Origin of the sequence: Aeromonas enteropelogenes, from assembly GCF_000819845.1 — a bacterium.
Classification (GTDB): Bacteria; Pseudomonadota; Gammaproteobacteria; order Enterobacterales; family Aeromonadaceae; genus Aeromonas; species Aeromonas enteropelogenes.
Map to the genome: position 1 here is coordinate 23,826 of NZ_CDCG01000037.1, position 23,922 is coordinate 47,747.

Here is a 23,922-nt window from a genome sequence, read left to right on the forward strand (position 1 = left end):
AGACCCCATCAGGCCAGAATGGTATGCTGTAGGGCACATCCATTCAATCAGGTCTCATCCATGATCCTGCAATCTATGCTGCTCAGCCTGGCCATGCTAGGTCAAGGCTCATATGACATCAATGAACAACAGATAAACCAGTACCTGCAATCCCAGGTCAAGGTCGACAAACAACTGGAACTGCCCGGCATCATCAAGGCCCATGTACTACTGGAGCAGAGCGACGTCCAGATCGGTCGCCAGCAGCCGGATACCGCCCGTGTCTATGGCAAGGGGAAGCTGAAAATAGCGCTGCCGGACAACACCGAATATGACGCCAGCCTGCAGATGACCTACGAGGCGAGGCCCCGCTACGACAAGGGCCAGAGCGCCCTGTTTCTCGACAACATGAAGCTGGTGGAGTACAAGCTGGAGCCTGAAGCCGCCCAGCAAAAATTCGGACTCATGCTCGGCATGCTGCTGCAGAGCATGGAAAAACGCCTGGAGACCCAGCCCGTCTATCGGCTTGACGACAAGGATCCGCAGCAGGCCTGGCTCAAGGAGAACCTGCTGGGGGTGGAGCTGTCACCGGGCAAAATCCACTTGCTGACTAATCCCCGCTAACCAGCCCATCTCTGCTGGTGCGCTCTGTCGCACCAGCAACTCCACCTGATAACCCTGCTGCAACTGCCGCTCATAGAGGGAGTGAAGGGCGCCTCTCAGACGGTCGAGCCGCATATCGACAAAGCCGGCCTTGAGGTAAAAGGGTTTCTCGAAGGGCAGTGCCTGGCACACCACCGGCTTGTCAGCCAAGCCGTCGCAGGCATACTGCAGCAGCCGCGAACCCAGCCCCAGGGACTGGTAATGAGGCAGCAAGCGAAACCCGCACAGGTGATAGAACTCGTCTTCGTCCCGCAACCTGACCGCTCCTACCAGCCAGTGAGCATCACGCACGACAAAGATCCGCTCGGCCAGATCCGGCACATAGTGGGAGAAGGTCGTTTCGTAATAATCCCTGATAAGAGAGAGGTCGGCGTCGCAGTACTCTTCGAAGGTAAGCTCCATTGCCGGCGTGCGAGTCACAAACAAATCCTTTGCTAATCAATTGGTAATGTCAGATATTGTGGACTAATCCGACCAGATTGACCCAGCAAGATAGCACGCCTGCCCGCGACAAAAAAGCGTCGGCGCGGGCAAAGCCGCACCTCTGCCCCATCCGGTGTCACAGGCTGTGACCCTCCTCACCCAATCGGCCCCGGCCTGCCGTTCAGCGCTTGTCCCGATCTGGCCATGATGCTTTACTCAAGCAGTTGTACACGACAAGGAGCACGCACTTGAAAGCATGGATGCTGGCGAGCCATCTACTGTTGATCCCCATCCCGGGCTGGAGCCAGACACCTCTCCCGGCAGAGGTGGTCTTTGTGACCTCCGAGCCACAGCCCGTCGCGCAAATGGAACCCGCCCCCCAACCGGCCCCTCCCGCCGGCAGCAAGCAGATCCATGTCTATAAATCGGTGCAGCAAAACGGAGTAACCCGCTACTCCGATATGATCCCGGAGCAGGGCCATTATGAGTTGCTGCTGTTCAATGACTGCTTCGCCTGCAATCCCGACTCTCGCGTCAACTGGCAGACCACGGGGCTGTTTCTCTACGACTATGCCAGCACCATCAAGGCGGCCGCCAAGGCCTATCAGGTGGAGCCAGCCCTGATCCGCGCCCTGATCCATGCCGAATCCGCCTTCAACCCGCTGGCCATCTCCCGCAAGGGGGCCATGGGGCTGACCCAGCTGATGCCTGCCACGGCGCGGGAGCTCGGGGTTGGCAACGCCTTGCTGGCGGAGCAGAACATCTTTGGCGGGGTGAAATACCTGGCGGGGCTGCTCAAACTGTACGATGGCAACGTGGCACTGGCGACGGCCGCCTACAACGCCGGCGCGGGCGCCGTGCAAAAGCATGGCGGGATCCCCCCCTATGCCGAAACCCGGGCCTATGTAGAACGCGTCCAGCTGCTCCACCAGCGCTACAAAGAGATGCTGCAGGCCAAGGGGCTCTAGTCCTCGTCGTTTCTCGTTCTCACCAACCCCGCAAAAACAAAAAACACGCCCGCAGGCGTGTCGAGACCACACATGTTATGGCGAGCGCTTACTTCTGCTCGTCAGCCACCAGACGATAGGCCAGTGCCCCCAGAATGCCCCCGACAATCGGCGCAACCCAGAACAGCCACAGTTGGCTGGTCGCCCAGTCGCCGACAAACAGGGCCACACCGGTACTGCGGGCCGGGTTGACCGAGGTGTTGGTCACCGGAATACTGATGAGGTGGATCAGAGTCAGGCACAGGCCGATGGCGATCGGTGCAAAACCGGCCGGCGCGCGGCTGTCGGTCGCCCCCATGATGACGAACAGGAAGACAGCCGTCATCACCACTTCGCACACCAGCGCAGCCGTCAGGGTGTAGCCACCCGGCGAGTGTTCGCCATACCCGTTGGAGGCAAACCCGGCGGAGAGATCAAATCCGGCCTGGCCGCTGGCAATCACATAGAGCACGCCGGCTGCAACAATGCCGCCCAGCACCTGGGCCACGATGTAAGGCACGACCCCGGTCGCCGGAAAACGGCCACCCGCCCACAATCCCACGGTGACCGCCGGATTGAGGTGGCAACCCGAGATATGACCGATGGCAAAAGCCATGGTCAGTACCGTCAGGCCGAAGGCCAAGGCGACCCCCAGCAGACCGATCCCGACATCCGGAAAGGCCGCCGCCAATACGGCGCTTCCACATCCTCCCAGCACCAGCCAGAAGGTTCCAATAAATTCGGCAGCAACAGGTCTCACGCGATTTCTCCCCATAAAGTGACACTTAAAAGCTCCGTACAGAGCCCACGATTTAACAGGTGCGACATTATGGGAGTGTGAATCCGGGATGCGAACCCTGCCCGGGATGTTCAAAATTTGTGACTCACATCACAAAGCATTGATTAGATAAGGCATTTATCAGTAGTGCCGCGAAGTGCCGGCCTCATGAGGATAAGTTTCATGCGACAACTTATGACCATTTTGACTCCATCAGACCGCTTGCCCACCTCCGGGGACGCGCTTCCCCCTCACTCCCCGACCGGTGTGAAGCGGCTCACCACCTCTCCCTGATGTTCAATCCACTCCATGAACATGGCCACGGGACGGGCATAGACCTCGCTATCCTGCTCGGAGCGATAGATCACCAGCTGCTCCCCGGTTTCGGTGTGCAAGGCCAGAGTGAGGACCTGATAAAGCCCCCCCTTGAAGTGACGATAACGGCCGGGTACGGGTGCATGCATGGAGATCCCTCCTGGGATTGAACGAAATGAAACGATGACACCAGCGTGTATGGGCTGGCTCACGCCATCCCGCCGGTTTGCTGTCAAAAACGGGGAGTGGAAGACGAATTTTTCCGCAAGCCAATCGTGCCAGAGAGCGTGATAATTTCAACACAGTCAGGTAGCTTTGTTAATCAACTCATCATCTTTCACTGGCGTTCCCGATATCACGCAAACGATCATGCTAAATTTAACTTTTTGATAACCCTGTTTTGGAGCTAAAAATCAGGGATTTCTACTAAAAAGAAGATTGTTCTAGCATTCAATTCTGTGAAGAATAGGGGAAGGGAAATTTGATACTAAAAACCGCCTTTTTCGCCAACGCGTCCCCACGGGGAAGGAATCACAGTCACCATGTTCACTATCGACAAGTCGCACAAGCTCGACGATGTCTGCTATGACATCCGCGGCCCGGTGCATAAAGAGGCTCGCCGTCTCGAAGACGAAGGACACCGCATCCTCAAGCTCAACATCGGCAACCCGGCGCCGTTTGGTTTCGATGCACCGGAAGAGATCATCAAGGATGTCATCCTCAACATGCCCCAGAGCCAGGGCTACTGCGATTCCAAGGGGCTCTTCTCGGCCCGCAAGGCGGTGATGCAGTACTACCAGCAAAAAGGGATGCGCAAGGTCGATATCGACGACATCTACATCGGCAACGGCGCGAGCGAATTGATCGTGATGGCGATGCAGGCGTTGCTCAACAACGGCGACGAGATGCTGGTGCCCTCCCCCGACTACCCGCTGTGGACTGCGGCCGTCACCCTCTCCGGTGGCCATGCGGTGCACTACCGCTGTGACGAAGGGGCCGACTGGTATCCGGATCTCGACGACATCCGTGCCCGCATCACCCCGCGCACCCGCGGCCTGGTGCTGATCAACCCCAACAACCCGACCGGCGCCGTCTATGGCAGCGAGTTCCTGCTGGAGGTGATCGAGATCGCCCGCCAGCACAACCTCATCATTTTTGCCGACGAGATTTACGACAAGATCCTCTACGACGACATCTCCCACACCAGCGTCTGCACCCTGTGTGACGATGTGATGGTAGTGACCTTCAATGGCCTCTCCAAGGCCTATCGCGCCTGCGGCTTCCGCCAGGGCTGGATGGTCATTACCGGGCCCAAGGGGCGCGCCCGCGGCTATATCGAGGGGCTGGAGATGCTGGCCTCCATGCGCCTGTGCGCCAATGTGCCCATGCAGCACGCCATTCAGACCGCCCTTGGCGGCTACCAGAGCATCAACGAGCTGATCCTGCCGGGCGGCCGCCTGCGCCGCCAGCGCGACAAGGCCTGGGAGCTCTTGAACGAGATCCCCGGGGTCTCCTGCGTCAAGCCCAAGGGGGCGCTCTACATGTTCCCGCGCCTGAATCCCAAGGTGTATGACATTCGCGACGACCAGAAGATGGTATTCGACCTGCTGCAGCAAGAGAAGCTCTTGCTGGTGCAAGGCACCGGCTTCAACTGGCCGGCGCCGGATCACTTCCGCCTGGTGTTCCTGCCCCGGGAAGAGGAGCTGGAGGATGCCATCGGTCGTCTCGCCCGTTTCCTCAAGGACTACAAGCAGTAGACACTGCTCGGCTCCTGCCCCGGCCTGTTACCCATCTCAGATAGCAGGCCAAGCATAAAAAATCCGAAGCGGCCTGGACCGCTTCGGATTTTTTTATGGCGGGAGGCTCGCACTGCGAGGCCCGCTTTGTGAGTTATTTCTTCCCTTTTTCCCCGGTTGCCACCTCGGCGGGCGGCACTGCAGGGGCCTGATACCAATTCTCCTGGGGCACCAGCACCGCTTGTTCCGGCTGGGCGACGAAATTGGGGGACATGATCTGCACCCCGAACTCGTTGAACACATCCTGGATGTGGCCGTGCAACTCGGTTCTGACCGGGCCGGGCAACAGCCCCTCTTTCATCCGTACTTGCAGCTCGTACTCCACATACCAGTCCTGCAGATTGAGTTGACGCACCAGAGGCGCCTCTTCCTGGTTGATCAACTGGCAGCGCCTGGCCGCCAGCTCCAGCATGGCATGCACCTGGCGCCAGGGCGTGTCATAGCCGATGGTGACCTTGGTGAGCAGGGCGATACCCTTGTCGCTCGACAGCCGGCTCAGGTTGGTTACCTTGCCCCCTACCACCACGGCGTTGGGCAGGGTCACCTCGTGATCATGACGGGTCACCAGCTTGGTCGAGAGGGCGCTCAGCTCGGTGACGACCCCCTCCACCTCCCCTATCTGCACCAGATCCCCCGGCCGCAAGGCCCGCGAGTAGATCAGCACCAGGCCGCTCATGGCATGGTTCATGATCCCGGCCGAGCCCAGGGTCACCATCAGACCGAAGAAGACGCTCACCCCCTTGAAGGCGTCCGAATCCGCCCCCGGCAGATAGGGGTAAGCGACGGTCAGGGCAAACAGCCAGATCACCACGGAGAGCAGACGGCGGGTCGCCCCAATCGTCTCGGAGTGCAACCCCTGTACCCGGAACTGGCCGCGTTCGATGCGCTCGAAGATGACGGCCAGCATGCGGATAAAGAGCTTGGTCAGCACGAAGATGACTAGCACGGTCGCAAGCCCCGGCATGGCGGCGATGATCCCGCTCAGGATGTCGCTGCACAGCCCCAGCAAGGAGGAGCCCAACTGCTCGCTCCAGACCCGGGTATGGGGAAACAGTCCCAGCACATAGGTGAGCCAGCCATAGGTGAGCAGCAGGATCACCAGCAAGGTGAATACGCCGATGACGCGGATCTCCAGATCGCCGAGCACCTGACGCCATTGATGGGGGATCAGCCCCTTTTGCTGCAGCAGGTTGTTGGCAAACCAGCGGCGCGCCCGCAGGTGACCCCGCCGCAGCAGCTGGACCACCACCAGAAAAATCAGGGTCACCAGCACCGTCTTGCCCGCGGCCTTGATCAGATAGGCGTTGGAGTGCAGCTCCAGCACCTTGATCCGCACATTCTCCAGCCTCGCCCGCACCCGCTCGGCAGCCTGATCCAGGGTCAGCTCATCGAGCCACTCCAGATCCTTTTCCAGCAGCACCAGCAGGTGCTTGTCATGGATCCTGAACTCCCTGGCCTCCTGGCCGAGTCGGGTCGAGCTGACCACGGTCACAGGATGGGTCAAATCTTCGGGCTGTAGCTGCCTTACCCGCTCCTTGACGATCCGCACCCGGGCCGCCCCGTCAAGGCGGCCGAATTTCGCTTGCAGCATCACGATGGGCTCGTGAAACAGGGTCAGGGTCTGAGCCCGCTCCTGCTCGGTCGGCTCCAGTCTCGGCTCCGCCGCCCACCCGCTATTGACCATGAGCAGGGCCAGCAGTATCCCTGCCAGCCTGATGATCCCTCTATGCCCCATAACCTCTCCCTATTGACCGCCAGGTCCCATCATGATGGCCACGCCCTGTCACGGGATTGGGTTAACCGCCCCCAATCCAGATCTTGCCGTCATCCGTGACACGCCGGAACACCGTCCGTTTTTTGCAAAAAACCGAGTTATAACAAAGATTACCAGCAGTAATAGCACCGCGGCGATGGCGGCGAAAGAGGCCGCCACACCATTTTGCAACCTAACTCACAGGCATCTGGGCACACCATCAAAAAGGACTCGTACTGATTCGATAAAACTGATAGACGACCATAAAAAAACAGGGCCCCGCAGGGCCCTGTTTTCACGAACAACCGGTTTACAGCTCGACCACGTCGAACTGCACGTCCGGGTTCACATCCGCATCGTAATCCACCTCGTCCAGCCCGAAGCCGAACAGGCGCAGGAACTCCTGCTTGTAGCCGGTGTAATCGGTCAGATCGGAGAGGTTCTCGCTGGTGATGGACGGCCACAGATCGCGGCAGGTCTGCTGCACGTCTTCACGCAGCTCCCAGTCATCCATGCGGATGCGGGCTTGTTCGTCCAGCGCCAGATCGGCACCATACAGACGGGTGCGCATCATGCGATCCACCTGCTCCATGCAGCCCTCGTGAATGCCCTTCTCCTTCATGATCTTGAACGCCATGGAGATATAGAGCGGCATCACCGGAATGGCGCTTGATGCCTGGGTGACCACGGATTTCAGCACGGCCACGTGGGCAGTACCGCCCTTGGCGGCCAGATCGCCACGGATGGCGCTGGCGGCGCGGTCCAGATCTTCCTTGGCGCGGCCCAGGGTGCCATGCCAGTAGATGGGCCAGGTCAGATCGGTACCGATGTAGGAGTAGGCCACGGACTTGGCGCCATCGGCCAGCACGCCCGCATCGCGCAGGGCAGCCATCCACAGCTCCCAATCCTGACCGCCCATGACGGTGATGGTGTTCTGGATCTCTTCCTCATTCGCCGGCTCGACGGTGGCGGTGATGATCTGATCCTTGTTGGTGTCGATGGCGGTGGTGGTGTAAACCTCGCCGATGGGTTTGAGGGCAGAGCGCACCACTTCGCCGGTTTCCGGCATCTTGCGCACCGGAGAAGCCAGAGAGTAGACCACCAGGTCAACCTGACCCAGATCCTGCTTGATGAGTTCGATCACCTTGGCACGGCACTCGTTGGAGAAGGCATCGCCGTTGACGCTTTTCGCATACAGGCCTGCTTCCTTGGCGGCCTTGTCAAAAGCGGCGGAGTTGTACCAGCCAGCGGTACCCGGCTTAGTCTCGGTGCCGGCTTTTTCAAAGAAGACGCCGAGGGTGGCGGCGCCGGAGCCGAAGGCGGCGGCAATGCGAGACGCCAGGCCATAACCGGTAGAGGCGCCGATCACCAGCACCTTCTTGGGACCATTCTCGATGGTGCCCTTGGCCTGGGTATAGGCAATCTGACGACGAACATTGGCTTCGCACCCGACCGGGTGAGTGGTGGTGCAGATAAAGCCGCGAACCTTGGGTTTGATGATCATGTGTTGTCTCTTATCCGTTTGATGGATGAAATCGGGGCATAAGATACCTCATCTTGCCGGGATTAGGTGCTCTGATGTGTTGAACTGCGGCAAAAATGGGCATCTCGCAGGCTACCAGCTATCCAAAACAGAACCCTCGCAGATAAAATGAAGCGCAACTCGCAGACCCCTTGCTCACAACTCAATCGAACGGCAGTTATCGGGGGACTAACAACATCAAAGGGAGGCATCAGCCTCCCTTTTGTGTTTTATCACGCCGGCAGACGGCGATTATTTGGTGGTCGGGGCTACCTTGACGGCCGGCGCCTTGGCATGAGCCGCTTTATGGTGTTTTTTCACCACCTTGGTCTGGGTGGTTTGCGGCGCCGCAGACTTGGTCGGGGTGGCAGCCATGGTGAAACCGGAGGTGAGGGCGAAAACGGCGGCCAGGGTCAGGGGAATGATCTTTTTCATCTTCATTTTCCTTATTCAGGTGGGTGTCATGGAGCCTTCTCCATGACTTCATCCTAAAGGGAGGGCGGCCGCGCTTCCGTGAGTGGTTGGTGACGGTTTGTATCCAAATGTACAGGCAAGGTGAGGCAGAAACGGGCACCGCCGTCACCGGGCAGCAGGGATACCTCTCCCCCGTGATGGCGGGCAATGCTGCGCACAATGGCCAGCCCAAGGCCGCTGCCGCCGGTGCGGCGGTCACGACTCTTGTCCAGCCTGACAAACGGCTCGAAGATTTGCGGGGCCAGCTGCGGATCGATACCGGGCCCGTCGTCGCTCACCTCCAGCAGGTAACGATCCTGCAAGCGCGAAACGGTGAAGATGACCCTGTGCTCGGCATAGCGCAGGGCATTGCCGATGAGATTCTCCACGGCACGGGCCAGCAGCCGTTGATCGCCGCACCAGGGCATGTCGATAGGCTGAAGCTCGAAAACCAGCTCTTTATCGGGCCGCAGTGCCTGCCAGTCGGCGCTGTGCTGCCGTACCCACGCCCCCAGCTCGATCTCGTCGCGCTGCAACGGCATCTCGGGCCTGTCCAGCCTGGCGTAGGTGAGCATCTCCTCGATCAGGGCATCCAGCGCCCTCAGATCACGCTCCAGTGCCTGCTGAACCGGCGCGGCCGGCTGGGGCTCCAGCATCGCAAGGCGATAGCGCAACCTGACCAGCGGGGTTCGCAACTCATGGGCGATGGCATCAGTCAGTTGCTTGCGACTGGCCAGCATGGCCTGCAGCTGGGCGGCCATCTCGTCGAAGGTTCGCCCCACGTGCGCCAGGCTGCTCCCCGCCGGCAGATTGGTGCGACGGGAGAGATCGCCGTCGCCAACCAGACGGGCCGTGCGTTCCAGCTGTTGCAAACCGCGCCAGTGGGGACGCAGCCAGAGCAGGATGGGCACCCCGAGGGAGAGCCCGATCAGCAGCAGCAACCCCACATCAACCCAGTGAAGTTCATGAAGATAAGAGAGATAGGGCACGGGGCCGACGATCAGCACCTGTTCGGTACCCGGGATACGCTGCAAAAAGGTGTCATCTTCTTCGACGATCACGATATTGCCCGCGGCAAGAAAGGCCTGATCCTCTCGTGCCAGCGGTTGCTGTGCCAGCGCCCCGACCTTGAGTGGCAGGGTGAGCTGGTGGCTCTGCACCCGCAAGCGCTCTGGCCAGAGTTCGGGGGAGAGCTTTGTCAGCTCCGCCGTCAACAGGCCCAGAGAGCCTTGCATCATCCGCTCCAGATAGCGATCCCCCGCCCGCTCGGCGGTCACCTGATAGACCATGCCCACCAGCAAGATCGCCAGGGTGAAGCAGCCCATCAGCAACAGATAAAACTGGATAAAGAGGCGGCGCATGATGCTCCTTGCTGCTCCCGGTTATTCCCAGGCGTGGGGCACGAACAGATAGCCTTTCTGGCGGACCGTCTTGATGCGCACCGGGTTATTGGTGTCATCGCCGAGCCGGCGCCGCAAGCGGGAGATGGCGACATCCATGCTGCGATCCAGCCCGTCATACTCCCGGCCTCGCAGGCTTTGGAACAGGGCTTCCCGCCCCAGGATCTGGCCGGCGTGGCAGGCCAGCTCCCACAACAGATCGAAATCGGCAGTGGAGAGGGCAATGCTCTGACCGTCGAGCCGCACATCCCGCCCCGCCCCATCGACGCACAGACGGCCAAATTGCAGAGTCTGGGGCGCCGAGGTCACCGCCACCGGCTGCGGCGCCTGCTGGTGCTGTCGAAACTGCACCCGCAACCTGGCCAGCAGCACGGACGGGGGCGTGGTCTTGAGGATATAGTCGTTCGCCCCCAGCTCCAGGCTCAGGATCTGGTTCATGTCGCTGTCGAGGGAGGTGAGCATGACGATAGGGCCGCCAAAGCGCGGTCGCAATGCCCTGCACAGGGACATGCCATCGAGCCCCGGCAACATGATATCGAGCAGCACCAGATCTGGCCGTTCGGCCTCGAATCTGGCCAGCGCCCTGTCTCCCCTGCACTCCAGGATCACTTCCATCTCGTGACGTCCGAGCCAGTTGCTGATCAACTCGCCAATCTCGGGGTCATCCTCAACAAACAGAATACGTTGCATAAAAAGCGCTCGTTGGCGGCAAGGGAAAACCCATTCGGGATGTTACGCGGCCACTTTTGACGTTGTGGCCCCAGATTACCCCTTCTTGATCTCCCGCAGGTAGCGGTAGATGGAGTGCACCGAGATGCCAAGCTGGCGGGCGGCGATCTGGGCGCTGTCTTTGAGCTCGAAGATCCCCATGTCGTGCAGCTGGTTGACGATGACCCGGGTCTTCTGGGATGGCGGTACCGCCTCGTTGCCCCGCACCTCGCTGCTGATGGTGTCGATGGTGCTGTTGAGGGCCTCGTCGATGTTGCGGGCGAACACCTCGGGGGTGGTGGAATTCTCGTGGGTGTGCATGCACTCGGGCATCATGGCCCGCAGCACGGATTGCAGCGGGGCATCCATGTCGGTGTTGATGCACAGCATGCCGATCGGCTGGTGCTCGCCATTGCGAATGATGGTGGTGAGGGAGCGCAGCGTCTTGCCGGTGGCGCACTTGGTCAGGTAGGGGCTGGAGATATCCTGCCCGCTCTTGAGCTTCATCAGCGCCAGGTTGGTGATGGGAGCACCGACGCTGCGGCCCGTGATATGGCCGTTGGCAATCTTGATGATCGAGGGGTTGCGCGCATCCAGACTGTGGAGCAATACCTCCGTATGCTGGCCATACATGGCGGCGATGCCATCCACTATGTTTTCCATCGCCTTGAGGATCTCGAAATCACTCGGACTCAACTCTTGCAGCTTCACATTGGGACCTTAATGCAGGGGCTGCTGCGCCGGACTCGGGGCGCCGGGCAGCAGCCGACAGGGACACTCAGGCGGACATGATATCAATAATGGTGCTGTCTGTGGCAGCCATGCCGTCCTTGACCATCTGACCGACGTTGCGGATGGTTTGTTCCACGTTGCCTGCGACGATCCCCTGCCCCGAAACCGAGTGGCTGTTGAGGGCCATCAGGAAGCCGCGCACCGCCGCACTGGAGGAAGTACTCACCTTCATGGCGCAGGAGGCTTTCGCCCCGTCACACACCATGCCGGCGCTGTCGCTCAGCACGTTCTGGATGGCATGACAGGATTGCTCGAAGCTCCCCCCCGCCAGATAGACCATGGCCATGGCAGCGGCGGCACTGGTGACCGTGTTGCCGCAAAATGCTGACAGCGGCGGATAGTGGGATTTGATATAGATGGCGCCCAGATGGCTCATGATGAGGGCGCGAGCCAGCTGCTCTTCGCTTGCGCCATAGCGCTCGGCGATCACCACCACGGGGATGGTGGCGGCAATACCCTGATTGCCGCTGCCGAAGTTGCTCATGGCGGGCAGGCTGGCGCCCCCCATGCGGGCGTCGGAGGCGGCGGCGGTGCGCATCACAATGCGGTTCATCACATCCTCGCCGATGAGGCCAGCCTGGATGTTCTGCTGCATGGTGCGCCCGATCTCGAGGCCATAGGGATGGCTCATCCCCTCGTCGGAGAGCCGGCCGTTGAGTTCGGAGGCCTGGAGGATGAAGCGGATCTGCTCGAACTCCACCTGGGTGGCGAATTCGTGGATGGCAGCGATGCTGATGTCGACCCCGTCGCAAATGGCCCCGGTGGCACCACTCTGGGCCGGGTCCGCCGCGAAGGTGACCTCCCCATCCCGACGCTGCTCGACGATACGGGTATGCCCCCCGCACAGGGTCACCTCGGCGCTGTGCTCCTCGCCCTGCTCATCATGACCGGACACTGTCACCCGGCAGTAGATGAACTCAGGGGCCTCGGTGCGACTGACCAGCACGGCCCCTGCGTCGATCAGGGACTGGGCACGGGCCACCTGCTCCGGGGTGATGGCAGCCAGCACCTCGAGCCCGGCATCAGCCTTGCCGCCGATGGCGCCGGCTGCCGCGGCGATGGCCAGCCCTATCCTGCCGGTGCCGGGTACATAGACCCCCATGGAGTTCTTGTAGAGATTGTCCGAGACCACCACCGCCAGACGCTCGGGCTCACACCCCAGCGCCCGGGCTGCGACGGCCGCGGCATAAGCGGCGGCGATGGGTTCGGTACAGCCCAGCGCCGGTTTGACAACCTGTTGAATAATCTTCAGATACTGCTGCCATGCTTGTTTCATTGCGAGAACCTTTCTGTGTGCATTAACGGGCGATATGGGCGATGGCTTCGACTTCCACCCTGACCCCCATGGGTAGATCTTTCACCGCGAAACAGCTTCGCGCCGGACAATCCTGCTGGAAATAGCGTTTATAAACCGCATTGAATGCGGCAAAATCACTGATCTCCGCCAGGTAACAGGTGGTCTTGAGCACGGTATCGAGCGAGCCGCCACCCGCCTCCAGCACGGATTTCAGGTTTTCCAGCGCCTGCTGGCTCTGGGCCGTGATGCCCCCTTCCACCACGCCCCCTTGCTGTTTGCAGACCGGCAACTGACCGGAGGTAAAGATGAGATCGCCATAGGCAGTGCCATGGCTGTAGGGGCCGATGGCATCGGGTGCGGCATTCGCCACTATGACCTGTTTCTTCATATCGCCACTCCTTAATATGCAATTATTTTTGCAAACATTGTTTTGCTTTCACTCAACATTATTTGCTTATTAATTGATTTATTCAACTAAAAACTAAGAATGTAGTCATAAATTCCGTTTTATTGTAAACAAAAAGCGTGATCGACCTCCTTCTTTGGATATAAGAGCATTGTCTGCCAACTTTTTATTCAACTATATTTGCACCAGATTCATTGCCATTACAAAAACAAGGGACTCTAGATATGTACACAACGGCAACCACCCAGCCCGCCACGGGCACGGGTAGCGCAATACACAAGGGCCCGCTGATGGGCACACTGGAATGGAAAGAGGCGGTTCGTTTTGACAGCACCGACTGGGGCTGGATCATCATGAGCATCGGCATGGCCATCGGGGCGGGGATCGTTTTCCTGCCGGTACAGGTGGGGCTGATGGGGTTGTGGGTCTTCCTGCTGTCGGCGGTGATCGGTTATCCGGCCATGTACATGTTCCAGCGCCTCTTCATCAATACCCTGGCCACCTCCCCCGAGTGCAAGGATTACCCCAGCGTCATCACGGGTTACCTGGGCAAAAACTGGGGCATGCTGCTTGGCGCCCTCTACTTCGTGATGCTGGTGATCTGGGTGTTTGTCTACTCCACCGCCATCACCAATGACAGCGCCTCCTTCCTCCATAGCTTCGGCATCACCGACACCCTGCTCTCGAAAAACCCGCTCTACGGTCTGGTCCTGATCTGCGCCCTGGTGGCGCTGGCATCCCGCGGCGAGAACCTCTTGTTCAAGATCTCCAGCTTCATGGTACTGACCAAGATCAGCGTGGTAGCCCTGCTCGGTCTGATGATGGTGGACAAATGGGATGCGGCCAATATCACCGCCATGCCCACCGTCGGTCACTGGATGAAGGATGCCGTCATCATGCTCCCCTTCACCCTGACCTCCATCCTCTTTATCCAAAGCCTGAGCCCCATGGTGATCTCCTATCGTTCGCGGGAAAAATCCCTGGAGGTGGCCCGCTTCAAGGCCATGCGTGCCATGAACATCGCCTTCGGCATCCTGTTCGTGGTGGTCTTCTTCTACGCCATCTCCTTCACCCTGGCCATGGGCCACGAGCAGGCGGTCAAAGCCTCCGAGGAGAACATCTCGGCGCTGGCCATGGTGGCACAGGGCGTGCCGGGCCAGACCCTCAAACTCTTGAGCCTGACCCTCAACATCTTCGCGGTAATGACCGCCTACTTCGGCGTCTATCTCGGTTTTCGGGAAGCCTGCCAGGGGCTGACCATGAACCTGCTGCGCCGCGTCATGCCCGATGAGCGCATCAACCGGGATCTGGTAGGCAAAGGGATCATGGTGTTTACCGTCATGCTCTCCTGGGGCGCCATCGTGCTCAACGCCCCCGTGCTGAGTTTTACCTCCATCTGCAGCCCCATCTTCGGCATGGTGGGCTGCCTCATCCCGGCTTATCTGGTCTATCAGGTGCCGGCGCTGCACAAGTACAAGGGCACTTCCCTCTACATCATCATCATCACCGGTCTGCTGCTCTGCGTATCGCCCTTCCTGGCGTTCAATTAAGTCGCGGTGACGACACAACAAAAGGGCCACCCCGGGTGGCCCTTTTTCTGGATAGCGACTTCGCCTGGCAACTCGCCGCTATCAAGGCCCGGATGAGAGCCAGCTCAACCTCCCTGCACAAAAACAACTATCTCGTCTTGCTTGGCTGGGGGACAAAGACGTAGTCTCGAACGAAAACAAAACATGGCCAACCCGCTCTCCCGAATCAGGGAGTTCGAGGCAAGGGCCAGATACGACAGATCGAAATAGCCACCCTCTATCACCTCGTTCAGGCAAGGAATTTCAGATGGCGAGATACCAGTTTTTCACCATTCCGGCATCCAACCGGCAGCAATACACCTTTATCGACATGGCCTCCCCCACTTTTTTGCTTGAGAAAGAGGCGTTATTGGCCCAGGGATTCGAGGTCCGGGAGGATTTTATCGATGCCCAAAGCCCGACAGAGGCGGTGGAGAAGTACCAGTCCGGCTTTCTCTATGTGGCTGACGAAATAGGCAAATCAGACGAAGCCTATGCCGCGGCGACGGCACTGCTGGAAGCTGGCAAGGGATTGTTCGATCGAAAAGCGGGCCATTGACGAGGAAAGAAGATGGCCATCGCGACAAGGCGTCCGATGGCCAACAGGATAGTCAGATGCGGGCAAGCTGGCGGAGCATCTCCACCAGCTCCTCTTCGCTGCTCGGCTCATAGGCCAATTGCAGGCTTGGGGCGGCGCCGCCCATCAGCATGTAGACGTTCGTGCTGCAGTGGTCATAGTGATACCACTTACCGTCGATACAGACGTCGGTATAGCATCTCGGGTCCCTTTTGAGTTCCATACAAGCTTCCTTTTGTGTCATACCACCAACATCATTTTCGACCGTAAAGTAACCAGAGCGTTACAAACTTGATACAGATCAAGTCCGGGTGGCGACACCGCGATTTGTCGGCAAAAAAGTTCCGATAGACGCTGTTTATCGCCCATTGACGGCCATCTGCTTCCTGTTAAGTTCTCAGTCAGCCATGTTCGCCACAATGACATCGGGCTGAATGGAAGATGAGCAATCTCCTGGGCACCCTTCACATCATGGGCAGCCTCACCGGCATGAGGCGTCTGCGCCATATCGACCAGGCAAGCAGAGGATGCATAAATGTCCTACCCGCACATAGATCTGAACCTGTTTCGCATCTTCGATCGCGTCATGACCGAGAAGGGAGTATCAGCTGCGGCCGCCAGCCTGGAGATGACCCCCGCCGCCATCAGTCAGGCCATTCGCAGGCTGAGCGACCTCATCGGCGAGCCCCTGTTTCGCCGCGATGGCCGCGGGATCATCCCCACCAGCCGCGCCCTCGCCCTGCACCGGGAGATCCGCACCGCCCTGCACACCCTGGAGCGCTCCCTGCTGCTCAACCAGGAGTTTAATCCGCTCACCAGCCAGCGCATTTTTCGCATCGCCAGCCACCCGGATCTCGATCTCCTGCTGCTGCCAACACTGCTCGCCCATCTGGCCAGGGTGGCGCCCCATTGCCGGGTGGAGTCGGTGCCTGGCTTGTTTGAAGAGCACCTGCGTCAGCAGGCGCTGCGCCTTCGCAATATCGACCTGGTGCTGGCCAGCACGGCGCTGGAAGAGGCCGGCTTTTGCAACGAGTCCCTGCTGACCCTGGAGCTCAGGGTCGCCTGTCGCGCCGATCATCCGCGCATCGGGGAGAGCCTCGACTTCGAAACCTTCTTTGCCGAGGAGCACGTGGTCTGGGATGTGCGCCGCAAGGACGACTGGGTCATCCGCAGCCTCAGCGAGCAGGCCCTGCCTCCCCGAAAGATTGCCTACGAGAGCAACGCCCTGCTCACCGCCCTCTCCCTGGTCAGCCAGACCGAGTGGCTCTGCGTGGTCAGCCAGTGGCATGTCGCACAGGTGCGCGACACCCTGCGGCTCAAGGATTATCCGCTGCCCTGGGCCTCCAGCCACTGCCCCGTTTATCTCAGCTGGCACCAGGCGCAGGGCCGAGATCCCGCCCTCCAGTGGTTTATCCGCCAGCTGCACCTGATTGCCGCAAGCTGACCCCCTCATTTAACGGCTGCTTAATTGTCGTTTATTGCCGGCTGCCATGATTGCTGCCGCCGGCCTCGCTACTCTGGTGCCTAACCCGTTGCCGTGCCCTCGGCGCAATGCCGCAACGCCCGACTAACAGAGCGATGCTGACCATGTTCATGGGACATGTCGTCAGGGGGCATCTCTCGCCCAACGTTTCACTCCGGGTCCGGATAGCGCCTGCCATGGCTGACGCCATCTCGGCTACCCGTCACTCACCCTGTTTACTGGGGGGCATCAGAGTCTGACTACACTTGGTCCTGCCTACCCACCACAATCTGGAGAAAGACAGATGAAGCTCAAGTTCTCGACACACACCATTGTCACCCTATGCCTCTCCGGCTCCCTGCTGTTGCAGCCGGCCTGGGCCGTCATCAACCCCAAGCCGGCCAGCGAATTTACCATCCAGGCCAACCAGAATGTGCTGCACACCCTGCCATTCAACGACAAGCAGGATTTCGAGGACGCCCGACGCGGCTTCATCGCCAAACCGGATACCCTCACCATCAAGGATGAGAAGGGCAACGTGGTGTGGGATCTGGAGCAATACAAGACCTACATCGGCCTGGACAAGACGGCGCCGGATACCGTCAACCCGAGCCTGTGGCGCAATGCCCAGCTGAACATGGAGTACGGGCTGTTCAAGGTGACCGACAAGATTTACCAGATCCGCGGCTTCGATCTCTCCAACATCACCTTCATCCAGGGCGACAAGGGGTGGATCGTCTTCGACCCGCTGATCTCGCCGCAGACCGCCAAGGCGGCCCTCGCCTTCATCAACAAGACCCTGGGCGAGCGGCCGGTCAGCGCCGTGGTCTACAGCCACTCCCACGTGGATCACTACGGCGGGGCTGCCGGCCTCTTCAACTCGCCGGATGAGGTGAAAAAGAACGGGGTTCAGATCATCGCCCCCGAAGGGTTCACCGAGCATGCGGTCTCGGAAAACGTCATCGCCGGCAATGCCATGGCCCGCCGCGCCGTCTACATGTATGGCGCCCTGCTGCCGCGCAATGCCCAGGGCAGCGTGAATGGCGGCCTGGGGCAGACCACCTCCACCGGCGTTCCCTCCCTGCTGCTGCCAACCCGCTTCATCACCAAGACCGGGGAAGAGGTTACTCTGGATGGCGTGCGGATGGTCTTCCAGATGACCCCGGGCACCGAAGCGCCGGCCGAGATGAACACCTGGTTCCCGGACAGCAAGGCGCTCTGGATGGCCGAGAACACCACCAACACCATGCACAACATCCTCACCCTGCGCGGCGCCCAGGTGCGCGATGCCCTCAAGTGGTCCAGCTACCTCAACGAGACCATCGAGACCTGGGGCGACCAGGCCCAGGTCAAGTTCCAGAGCCACCACTGGCCGCGCTGGGGCAATGCCAGCATCGTCGACTACTTCAAGAAGCAGCGGGATCTCTACAAGTACATCCACGACCAGTCGGTGCGCCTGATGAACATGGGCTACACGGGTGAGGAGATCTCGGAGAAGATTGCCCTGCCCCCCGAGCTCAACGACTTCTGGCCGAACCGCGGTTACTACGGCACCCTGCGCCACAACAGCCGGGCCGTCTATCAGCGCTACATGGGCTGGTACTCCGGCAATCCCTCCGATCTGGACAACCTGCCACCCGAGATGGTCGGCCCCAAATACGTCGAGTTCATGGGCGGTGAGCAAGCGCTGCTGAAGAAAGCAAAGGCGTCGTTCGACAAGGGGGAATATCGCTGGGTCGCGGAAGTGCTCAAGCATCTGGTGTTCGCCAACCCGAACAACCAGGAGGGCAAGCTGCTGCTGGCCGATGCGCTCGAGCAGCTGGGCTATCAGGCCGAGTCCGGCCCATGGCGCTCCGTCTATCTGCAGGGGGCCTATGAGCTGCGCAACGGCGTGCCCACTGCTGGCGGTACCGTCACCGCCTCGCCGGATACCATTCGCGCCATGAGTCCCAGCATGTTGTTCGACTATCTGGCGGTACGCATCAATCCGGAGAAAGCGGCCGGCAAGAAGATGGTCGTCAACATGGACTTCACCGACATCGGGGAGAAACACACCCTGAGCCTGGAGAACGCCGTACTCAACCACACCACCCGCTACGCCGCCTCGCCGGATGTGACCGTCACCCTGAGCAAGCAAACCCTGGATGACATCCAGCTGGGCCAGGGCACGCTGGAGCAGAAGATCGCCAGCGGCGAGATCAAGGTTCAGGGCGACCAGCAGACCTTCAGCGACTTCGTCGGCCTGCTCGACAAGTTCAACTTCTGGTTCAACATAGTGACCCCATGATGCGACGTACCCTGCGCGTGTGCATGACCCTGCTCTGCCTCATCCCCGGGATGGGGCAGACCTGCGGTTATGACGCACTCTACCCCAATCCGTTTGAACAGAGCTGGCCCGGTACGCTCGACGTCGCCATGGCGACCGCGGCGGCGGTCAATGATGACAGACTGGCCCATCTGCCCCCCCTCACCGGCGAGGCGGGGTTTACCCGCAGCCAGGCCTGGCTGCAGGCCCTGAAGAGCCGCTTCCAGCAGGCCGGCGTCAGGGGCGGCGTCTCCATCCTGCTGGTCGACTCCGGACTCTGGTCGAGGCTGCGTGGCAAGGAGTCACTGCTGCTGCAGTTGCACACCCCTGGGCCCCATGCGGATGACAGGGTGATGCTGCTGAGCGAGGCCGCCCTCGACGCCCTGCTGGCCGGCACCCTCACCATAGAGACTGCCGTCCAGCTTGGAGTGGTGACGCTGCAAGGAGAAGATGGCAAACAGTTGCAGCATGACTTGCACCAGGCTCTGAGCTCGCAGGTATGACCCGCTCAGATATGAAAAAAGGGAGGCATCTGCCTCCCTTTTCTTTGCTGCCATCGCGGCAACGGTCAAGCGCGGGCGCTTATTCGTCTTCCAGATAGGCGTAGCCTTGCAGACCCAGCTCCAGCTCGTCGAGCAGGGCCTTGCGGGTCGCGTCGTCCAGTGCCGGGTGGGAGACGATCCGCTGATAGTTCTCGCGAATGACGGACGGGTCGATGTTGACGTAACGCAGCAGCTGGTCGACGGTGTCGCCGCGCACCACGTTGCGGATGTCCATCTTGCCTTCCTCGTCCAGCCACACTTCCGCGCAGTGGGTGTCACCGAACAGGTTGTGCAGATCGCCGAGGATCTCCTGATAGGCACCCACCAGGAAGAAGCCGACGTGGCACTCTTCGTTCTCGCCATACACCGGCATCGGCAGGGTGCTTTCCACACCCAGACCGTCGACGTAGTGCTCCACCTGACCGTCGGAGTCGCAGGTGATGTCCATCAGGATGCCGCGGCGGGTGAGCGGACGCTCGAGGCCGGAGAGCGGCATCACCGGGAACACCTGACCGATACCCCAGGCATCCGGCAGGGACTGGAACAGGGAGAAGTTGGCAAAGCACTTGTCCGCCAGTTTCTCGGAGAGCTCATCGGCCAGCGCACGGTGGTTGCGGTTGACCGGGTTGAGCAGCTCTTTCAGTGCCAGACAGGTGTTCTGGTGCAGCATCTCGGCCCAGGCGCGCTGCTCGAGGTTGAGCAGGCCCATGGTGTACTGGGTGTTGACGTCTGCCAGATCCGCCACCGAATCGTGGAAGATCTCCAGCAGGGAGGGATCTTCCCCGCGCAGATCCAGCCAGCCTTTCCACATGTTTTGCAAAATGGTGGGCGCGTCTTCATCCGGGGCGCTGATGTCGTTCACCTCCACCCCTTCGGCACCAATGATGTTGGTCACCAGCACGGCGTGGTGCGCAGTCAGGGCACGGCCGGACTCGCTGATGATGGTCGGGTGCGGCAGGTCGAACTCGCGGCACACGTCGCCAATGCCCCACACCACGTTGTTGGCGTACTCGGAGAGGCTGTAGTTGGCGGAGCAGTGGCTCTGGGAGCGGGTACCCTCATAGTCCACACCCAGGCCACCGCCTACGTCAACGACTTCGATGTTGGCACCGAGGCGACGCAGTTCGGCGTAGAAACGGCCGCACTCGCGGATGCCACCCTGGATGTCGCGGATGTTGGCGATCTGGGAGCCCAGGTGGAAGTGCAGCAGTTGCAGGCAGTCCAGCTTGCCGACGCTGCGCAGACGCTCGATCAGCGCCAGGATCTGGGAGGCGGACAGGCCAAATTTGGACATGGAGCCGCCGCTCGATTCCCACATGCCGGAGCCGGTGGAAGCGAGCTTGGCACGCACCCCGATGTTGGGCTTGATGTTGAGACGAGCTGACTCGTCCAGCACCATTTCCAGCTCGGAGGGCTTCTCCACCACGATGTAGACCTTGTGGCCCATCAGGTTGCCCAGGAGGGCGTGGCGGACATATTCGCGATCTTTGTAGCCGTTGCAGACGATCACCGAGCCTTGCTCATGGTGATGGGACAGCACGGCAAGCAGTTCCGGTTTGGAACCAGCTTCCAGGCCAAGCCGGGGCTTGTCACTGTAGGACTGGCTGATGGTCTCGATGACGCGACGCTGCTGGTTTACCTTGATCGGGTAAACGCACAGGTAGTCCCCTTCATAGCCTGACTTCTCGATGGCCTGACCGAAAGCGTTGAACAGCGCATCGACCCGGCTCTTGAGGATGTCGGGGAAGCGCAGCAGCACAGGGGTGGTCAGCCCGGATTGACGCAGTTGTTCGATGGCGTCGGAGAGCACTATCTGTGCATCAGGGCGTGATTTGTCGGGAGCAACGGTCACATGACCGGCGTCATTGATATTGAAAAAACCCGCACCCCAGTAGGGAACGTTGTAGACCTTCAAGGAGTCCTTGCTGGACCAGTTAGTCATGGGCTATGCCTCGCAAATGAGCGGCCAGTGGCCGCCTTCGTTACCCTCAATCACATCCAGACCATTTGCGGCAAGCCAAGGCTGCCTGGTGGATTTTGGGAAGTAACGAGTCTTGATGTGGGGCTGGTGGCTTTACATCAAGCTCAACGGTATGCGGTGCTACGATGCCGTAGTACCGCGGTACTTTGATGACAGACAGCATCAGCCACGCAGTCTGTTCATCATTCGGCAGCCATCACAACAGCAGGAGAGAGGTTCAAGGAAGAGATGCGAAGGCGCCAGCACGCATGCGTGTTGATAGACGACAACAACCACAGCCAACCCATTTCCAGTGACCGCCCATGACAAGGGAAGATGATGAGCCGTCGGCTCACTCGGTCAAATGCAAAATGAGAGTCTGTTGTTCTCCCTGATACCGGAGCCTAACCGGTATTAAAGAAACCATTCCCCAGCAGTGTCTGTCGTTTCTGCGTGCCTCGCCCTATAGGCGTGTGATCGTCCGGGTGTCTGGCGGCCTCTGCCTGCGTCAGGGTTACCCTTGGATCGGCGCGGAGTGTACACACTTAAGGCCGGCCGTGACAATAAAAAATCGCGTTGCAAATCCCCTTTTTTTCACCCGTGCGAATATCGCTGCCAGGCAGGCGCCATCAGGGATAGCGCCTCATTCGCTCCCCCTCGTTTACCCCTGAAAAGAGTCACGTTTTTCCGCCATGACGGGCAACCCTGACCAGGCGGGCCTCGCAGCCAAAAAGCGGGTCTTTGCCAGCGCCTAAAAATCCTGAAACCCCTTCCCTTTATGCAGAGCGGGCCCACCCACGTCAGGGAGTGACGTCCCGACATAAAAAATGGAGAAAACCTGCGCTGACGCAATGAGCGAGAAAACGGGATTGGCCACAATGACCCTTCATTACCGGAGGCTAATAATGGATACCCTGCTTGAGCGTTTCTTGCGTTACGTGACTTTTCATACCCGCTCTGACGAGACCAATCCCGCCTGTCCCAGCAGTGAAGGCCAGCTGGTCTTTGCCCGAGTCCTCAAGGAAGAGATGGAAGCCCTGGGGCTGACCCGGGTCACTCTGGACGAACACGGCTACCTCACCGCCTGCCTGCCGGGCAACCAGCCAGAAGCTCCCGCCATCGGTCTTATCGCCCACATGGATACCGCCGATTACGAGGCCGAGCACGTGGAGCCCCAGATCATCGAGAACTACCAGGGTGGGGATATCTGCCTTGGCAAGGGTGACGAGGTGCTGACCATCCGCGACTACCGTTTCCTGAAAAACTACCTGGGCCAGGATCTCATTACCACGGACGGCACTACCCTGCTCGGCGCCGACGACAAGGCGGGCATCGCCGAGATCCTTACCGCCATCGATCATCTGCAGGCTCACCCCGAGATCCCTCGCGGCGATATCTGGGTCGGCTTCACCCCGGACGAGGAGATAGGCCGCGGCGCCAACCTCTTCCCGCTGGACAGGTTCCCGGCCAAGTGGGCCTATACCGTCGATGGCGGCGAACTGGGGGAGCTCGAATACGAGAACTTCAACGCCGCCAGCGCCACCATCCGTTTTATCGGCAACAACGTGCACCCGGGTACCGCCAAGGGCAGCATGATCAACAGCCAGACTCTGGCCGCCCGCTTCCACGCCGCCATGCCGGCCGAGCAGACGCCCGAGTGTACTGAGGGCTACGAAGGCTTCTTCCACCTGGCCCAGATGAACGGCACTGTGGAGGAGTGCACCCTGCACTACATCATCCGTGACTTCGATGACGAGGGATTTGCCAGTCGCAAGGCCGAGATGGAGCGACGGGTCGCCGCCATGCAGGCCGAGTACCCCAAGGCCCGCATCGAGCTCACCCTGACCGACAGCTATCGCAACATGCGCAGCCAGATTGAGCCGCACATGCATATTGTGGAGCTGGCCAAGGCGGCGATGATCGCGGCCGACGTGAGCCCTAGGGTCAAGCCGATCCGCGGTGGCACCGACGGTGCCCGCCTCTCCTTTATGGGGCTGCCCTGCCCGAATATTTTCACCGGTGGTCACAACTTCCACGGCAAGCACGAGTTCATCCCGCTGCAATCCATGGAAAAAGCGGTCGCCACCCTGGTGGAACTGGTACGGCTGACGGCCGCCTGGCGCGGCTGATCCTCACCGATAATCCGCAGGGCGACTCCCTTCGCCCTGCCATCAAACTGTCATCCCGCTGCCACACGGCGGGAACAGATCACCCTCATGATGGGGCAAATCCTCGCC

General features: G+C 60.2%; 22 protein-coding genes. 9 read left to right on the forward strand and 13 right to left on the reverse strand.

Features of this window, described 5'->3' with window-relative positions; translation table 11 throughout:
- Positions 1–60: 60 nt before the first annotated feature.
- The gene (locus BN1123_RS12840) at positions 61–603 is read left to right on the forward strand and encodes a YceB family lipoprotein (protein ID WP_042027410.1); all 543 of its coding nucleotides are present in this window, start codon (positions 61–63) and stop codon (positions 601–603) included.
- On the opposite strand, the gene BN1123_RS12845 is transcribed toward BN1123_RS12840, so the two are convergent.
- The gene (locus tag BN1123_RS12845; protein ID WP_042027413.1) at positions 565–1,044 is read right to left on the reverse strand and encodes a GNAT family N-acetyltransferase; all 480 of its coding nucleotides are present in this window, start codon (positions 1,042–1,044) and stop codon (positions 565–567) included. The two genes, BN1123_RS12840 and BN1123_RS12845, sit on opposite strands and share 39 nt — an antisense overlap.
- 281 nt (positions 1,045–1,325) lie before the next feature.
- On the opposite strand from BN1123_RS12845, the gene BN1123_RS12850 reads away from it, so the two are divergent.
- The gene (locus BN1123_RS12850) at positions 1,326–2,033 is read left to right on the forward strand and encodes a lytic transglycosylase domain-containing protein (protein ID WP_042027416.1); all 708 of its coding nucleotides are present in this window, start codon (positions 1,326–1,328) and stop codon (positions 2,031–2,033) included.
- Positions 2,034–2,121: 88 nt separating this feature from the next.
- On the opposite strand, the gene aqpZ is transcribed toward BN1123_RS12850, so the two are convergent.
- Entirely contained in the window at positions 2,122–2,811 is a 690-nt protein-coding gene (aqpZ, locus tag BN1123_RS12855; RefSeq protein ID WP_042027418.1) for an aquaporin Z, read from the reverse strand.
- A 269-nt stretch (positions 2,812–3,080) separates the two neighbouring features.
- Positions 3,081–3,293, reverse strand: a complete 213-nt coding sequence (locus tag BN1123_RS12860) for a DUF1653 domain-containing protein (RefSeq protein WP_042027420.1) — start codon at positions 3,291–3,293, stop codon at positions 3,081–3,083.
- A 393-nt stretch (positions 3,294–3,686) separates the two neighbouring features.
- Here BN1123_RS12860 and BN1123_RS12865 point away from each other — a divergent pair, with 393 nt between their 5' ends.
- Positions 3,687–4,901, forward strand: coding sequence for a pyridoxal phosphate-dependent aminotransferase (locus tag BN1123_RS12865; protein WP_042027421.1), 1,215 nt, complete (start codon positions 3,687–3,689; stop codon positions 4,899–4,901).
- 133 nt (positions 4,902–5,034) lie between these two features.
- Here the strand turns inward: BN1123_RS12865 and BN1123_RS12870 are convergent, their stop codons facing one another.
- The 8 genes from BN1123_RS12870 to BN1123_RS12905 form a co-directional block, all read right to left on the reverse strand.
- Positions 5,035–6,675 carry a mechanosensitive ion channel family protein gene (locus BN1123_RS12870; protein WP_042027422.1) on the reverse strand — a complete coding sequence of 547 codons (1,641 nt, stop codon included), beginning with the start codon at positions 6,673–6,675 and terminating at the stop codon, positions 5,035–5,037.
- 328 nt (positions 6,676–7,003) lie between these two features.
- On the reverse strand, positions 7,004–8,197 hold the full coding sequence (gene fabV / locus BN1123_RS12875; protein WP_042027424.1) for an enoyl-ACP reductase FabV: 1,194 nt from the start codon (positions 8,195–8,197) through the stop codon (positions 7,004–7,006).
- Between the two features lie 270 nt (positions 8,198–8,467).
- On the reverse strand, positions 8,468–8,650 hold the full coding sequence (locus tag BN1123_RS12880) for a hypothetical protein (protein ID WP_026456445.1): 183 nt from the start codon (positions 8,648–8,650) through the stop codon (positions 8,468–8,470).
- A 53-nt stretch (positions 8,651–8,703) separates the two neighbouring features.
- A complete protein-coding gene (gene rstB / locus BN1123_RS12885) occupies positions 8,704–10,029 on the reverse strand; it encodes a two-component system sensor histidine kinase RstB (protein WP_042027426.1) in 1,326 nt (441 codons plus the stop codon).
- A 21-nt stretch (positions 10,030–10,050) separates the two neighbouring features.
- A complete protein-coding gene (rstA, locus tag BN1123_RS12890; protein ID WP_042027427.1) occupies positions 10,051–10,758 on the reverse strand; it encodes a two-component system response regulator RstA in 708 nt (235 codons plus the stop codon).
- 75 nt (positions 10,759–10,833) lie between these two features.
- Positions 10,834–11,487, reverse strand: coding sequence for a helix-turn-helix transcriptional regulator (locus BN1123_RS12895; RefSeq protein WP_042027428.1), 654 nt, complete (start codon positions 11,485–11,487; stop codon positions 10,834–10,836).
- A 67-nt stretch (positions 11,488–11,554) separates the two neighbouring features.
- Positions 11,555–12,844: an L-cysteine desulfidase family protein gene (locus tag BN1123_RS12900; protein WP_042027429.1), complete on the reverse strand. Its 1,290-nt coding sequence runs from the start codon at positions 12,842–12,844 to the stop codon at positions 11,555–11,557.
- A gap of 22 nt (positions 12,845–12,866) precedes the next feature.
- Complete coding sequence (locus BN1123_RS12905; protein ID WP_042027430.1) at positions 12,867–13,253, reverse strand: Rid family detoxifying hydrolase; 387 nt, start codon at positions 13,251–13,253, stop codon at positions 12,867–12,869.
- A gap of 242 nt (positions 13,254–13,495) precedes the next feature.
- Between BN1123_RS12905 and BN1123_RS12910 the strand changes: the two genes are divergently transcribed.
- A complete protein-coding gene (locus BN1123_RS12910; RefSeq protein WP_223378379.1) occupies positions 13,496–14,821 on the forward strand; it encodes an SLC5/6 family protein in 1,326 nt (441 codons plus the stop codon).
- A 286-nt stretch (positions 14,822–15,107) separates the two neighbouring features.
- Entirely contained in the window at positions 15,108–15,398 is a 291-nt protein-coding gene (locus BN1123_RS12915) for a hypothetical protein (RefSeq protein ID WP_042027434.1), read from the forward strand.
- A 52-nt stretch (positions 15,399–15,450) separates the two neighbouring features.
- On the opposite strand, the gene BN1123_RS12920 is transcribed toward BN1123_RS12915, so the two are convergent.
- Positions 15,451–15,639 carry a hypothetical protein gene (locus BN1123_RS12920; RefSeq protein WP_026456536.1) on the reverse strand — a complete coding sequence of 63 codons (189 nt, stop codon included), beginning with the start codon at positions 15,637–15,639 and terminating at the stop codon, positions 15,451–15,453.
- Between the two features lie 312 nt (positions 15,640–15,951).
- Between BN1123_RS12920 and BN1123_RS12925 the strand changes: the two genes are divergently transcribed.
- The 3 genes from BN1123_RS12925 to BN1123_RS12935 all read left to right on the forward strand — a co-directional run bounded on the left by BN1123_RS12925 (position 15,952) and on the right by BN1123_RS12935 (position 19,686).
- Entirely contained in the window at positions 15,952–16,860 is a 909-nt protein-coding gene (locus BN1123_RS12925) for a LysR substrate-binding domain-containing protein (protein WP_042027435.1), read from the forward strand.
- Positions 16,861–17,182: 322 nt separating this feature from the next.
- Positions 17,183–19,165, forward strand: a complete 1,983-nt coding sequence (locus tag BN1123_RS12930; RefSeq protein ID WP_042027436.1) for an alkyl/aryl-sulfatase — start codon at positions 17,183–17,185, stop codon at positions 19,163–19,165.
- Positions 19,162–19,686 (forward strand): hypothetical protein, encoded by a 525-nt coding sequence (locus BN1123_RS12935; protein WP_042027437.1) that lies wholly within the window; start codon positions 19,162–19,164, stop codon positions 19,684–19,686. The genes BN1123_RS12930 and BN1123_RS12935 overlap by 4 nt, the downstream gene beginning before the upstream one ends.
- A gap of 79 nt (positions 19,687–19,765) precedes the next feature.
- Here the strand turns inward: BN1123_RS12935 and speA are convergent, their stop codons facing one another.
- Positions 19,766–21,667: a biosynthetic arginine decarboxylase gene (speA, locus tag BN1123_RS12940; RefSeq protein WP_042027439.1), complete on the reverse strand. Its 1,902-nt coding sequence runs from the start codon at positions 21,665–21,667 to the stop codon at positions 19,766–19,768.
- 923 nt (positions 21,668–22,590) lie between these two features.
- Between speA and pepT the strand changes: the two genes are divergently transcribed.
- Complete coding sequence (pepT, locus tag BN1123_RS12945) at positions 22,591–23,814, forward strand: peptidase T (RefSeq protein WP_042027440.1); 1,224 nt, start codon at positions 22,591–22,593, stop codon at positions 23,812–23,814.
- The last annotated feature ends 108 nt before the right edge of the window (positions 23,815–23,922 follow it).

What these genes read in the sequence shown, in the direction of transcription:
- BN1123_RS12840 (WP_042027410.1), top strand. Translation starts at nt 61, where the DNA reads ATGATCCTGCAATCTATGCTGCTCAGCCTGGCCATGCTAGGTCAAGGC.
- BN1123_RS12845 (WP_042027413.1), bottom strand. Translation starts at nt 1,044, where the DNA reads ATGGAGCTTACCTTCGAAGAGTACTGCGACGCCGACCTCTCTCTTATC.
- BN1123_RS12850 (WP_042027416.1), top strand. Translation starts at nt 1,326, where the DNA reads ATGCTGGCGAGCCATCTACTGTTGATCCCCATCCCGGGCTGGAGCCAG.
- BN1123_RS12860 (WP_042027420.1), bottom strand. Translation starts at nt 3,293, where the DNA reads ATGCATGCACCCGTACCCGGCCGTTATCGTCACTTCAAGGGGGGGCTT.
- BN1123_RS12865 (WP_042027421.1), top strand. Translation starts at nt 3,687, where the DNA reads ATGTTCACTATCGACAAGTCGCACAAGCTCGACGATGTCTGCTATGAC.
- BN1123_RS12870 (WP_042027422.1), bottom strand. Translation starts at nt 6,675, where the DNA reads ATGGGGCATAGAGGGATCATCAGGCTGGCAGGGATACTGCTGGCCCTG.
- fabV (WP_042027424.1), bottom strand. Translation starts at nt 8,197, where the DNA reads ATGATCATCAAACCCAAGGTTCGCGGCTTTATCTGCACCACCACTCAC.
- BN1123_RS12880 (WP_026456445.1), bottom strand. Translation starts at nt 8,650, where the DNA reads ATGAAAAAGATCATTCCCCTGACCCTGGCCGCCGTTTTCGCCCTCACC.
- rstB (WP_042027426.1), bottom strand. Translation starts at nt 10,029, where the DNA reads ATGCGCCGCCTCTTTATCCAGTTTTATCTGTTGCTGATGGGCTGCTTC.
- rstA (WP_042027427.1), bottom strand. Translation starts at nt 10,758, where the DNA reads ATGCAACGTATTCTGTTTGTTGAGGATGACCCCGAGATTGGCGAGTTG.
- BN1123_RS12900 (WP_042027429.1), bottom strand. Translation starts at nt 12,844, where the DNA reads ATGAAACAAGCATGGCAGCAGTATCTGAAGATTATTCAACAGGTTGTC.
- BN1123_RS12905 (WP_042027430.1), bottom strand. Translation starts at nt 13,253, where the DNA reads ATGAAGAAACAGGTCATAGTGGCGAATGCCGCACCCGATGCCATCGGC.
- BN1123_RS12910 (WP_223378379.1), top strand. Translation starts at nt 13,496, where the DNA reads ATGTACACAACGGCAACCACCCAGCCCGCCACGGGCACGGGTAGCGCA.
- BN1123_RS12915 (WP_042027434.1), top strand. Translation starts at nt 15,108, where the DNA reads ATGGCGAGATACCAGTTTTTCACCATTCCGGCATCCAACCGGCAGCAA.
- BN1123_RS12920 (WP_026456536.1), bottom strand. Translation starts at nt 15,639, where the DNA reads ATGGAACTCAAAAGGGACCCGAGATGCTATACCGACGTCTGTATCGAC.
- BN1123_RS12925 (WP_042027435.1), top strand. Translation starts at nt 15,952, where the DNA reads ATGTCCTACCCGCACATAGATCTGAACCTGTTTCGCATCTTCGATCGC.
- BN1123_RS12930 (WP_042027436.1), top strand. Translation starts at nt 17,183, where the DNA reads ATGAAGCTCAAGTTCTCGACACACACCATTGTCACCCTATGCCTCTCC.
- BN1123_RS12935 (WP_042027437.1), top strand. Translation starts at nt 19,162, where the DNA reads ATGATGCGACGTACCCTGCGCGTGTGCATGACCCTGCTCTGCCTCATC.
- speA (WP_042027439.1), bottom strand. Translation starts at nt 21,667, where the DNA reads ATGACTAACTGGTCCAGCAAGGACTCCTTGAAGGTCTACAACGTTCCC.
- pepT (WP_042027440.1), top strand. Translation starts at nt 22,591, where the DNA reads ATGGATACCCTGCTTGAGCGTTTCTTGCGTTACGTGACTTTTCATACC.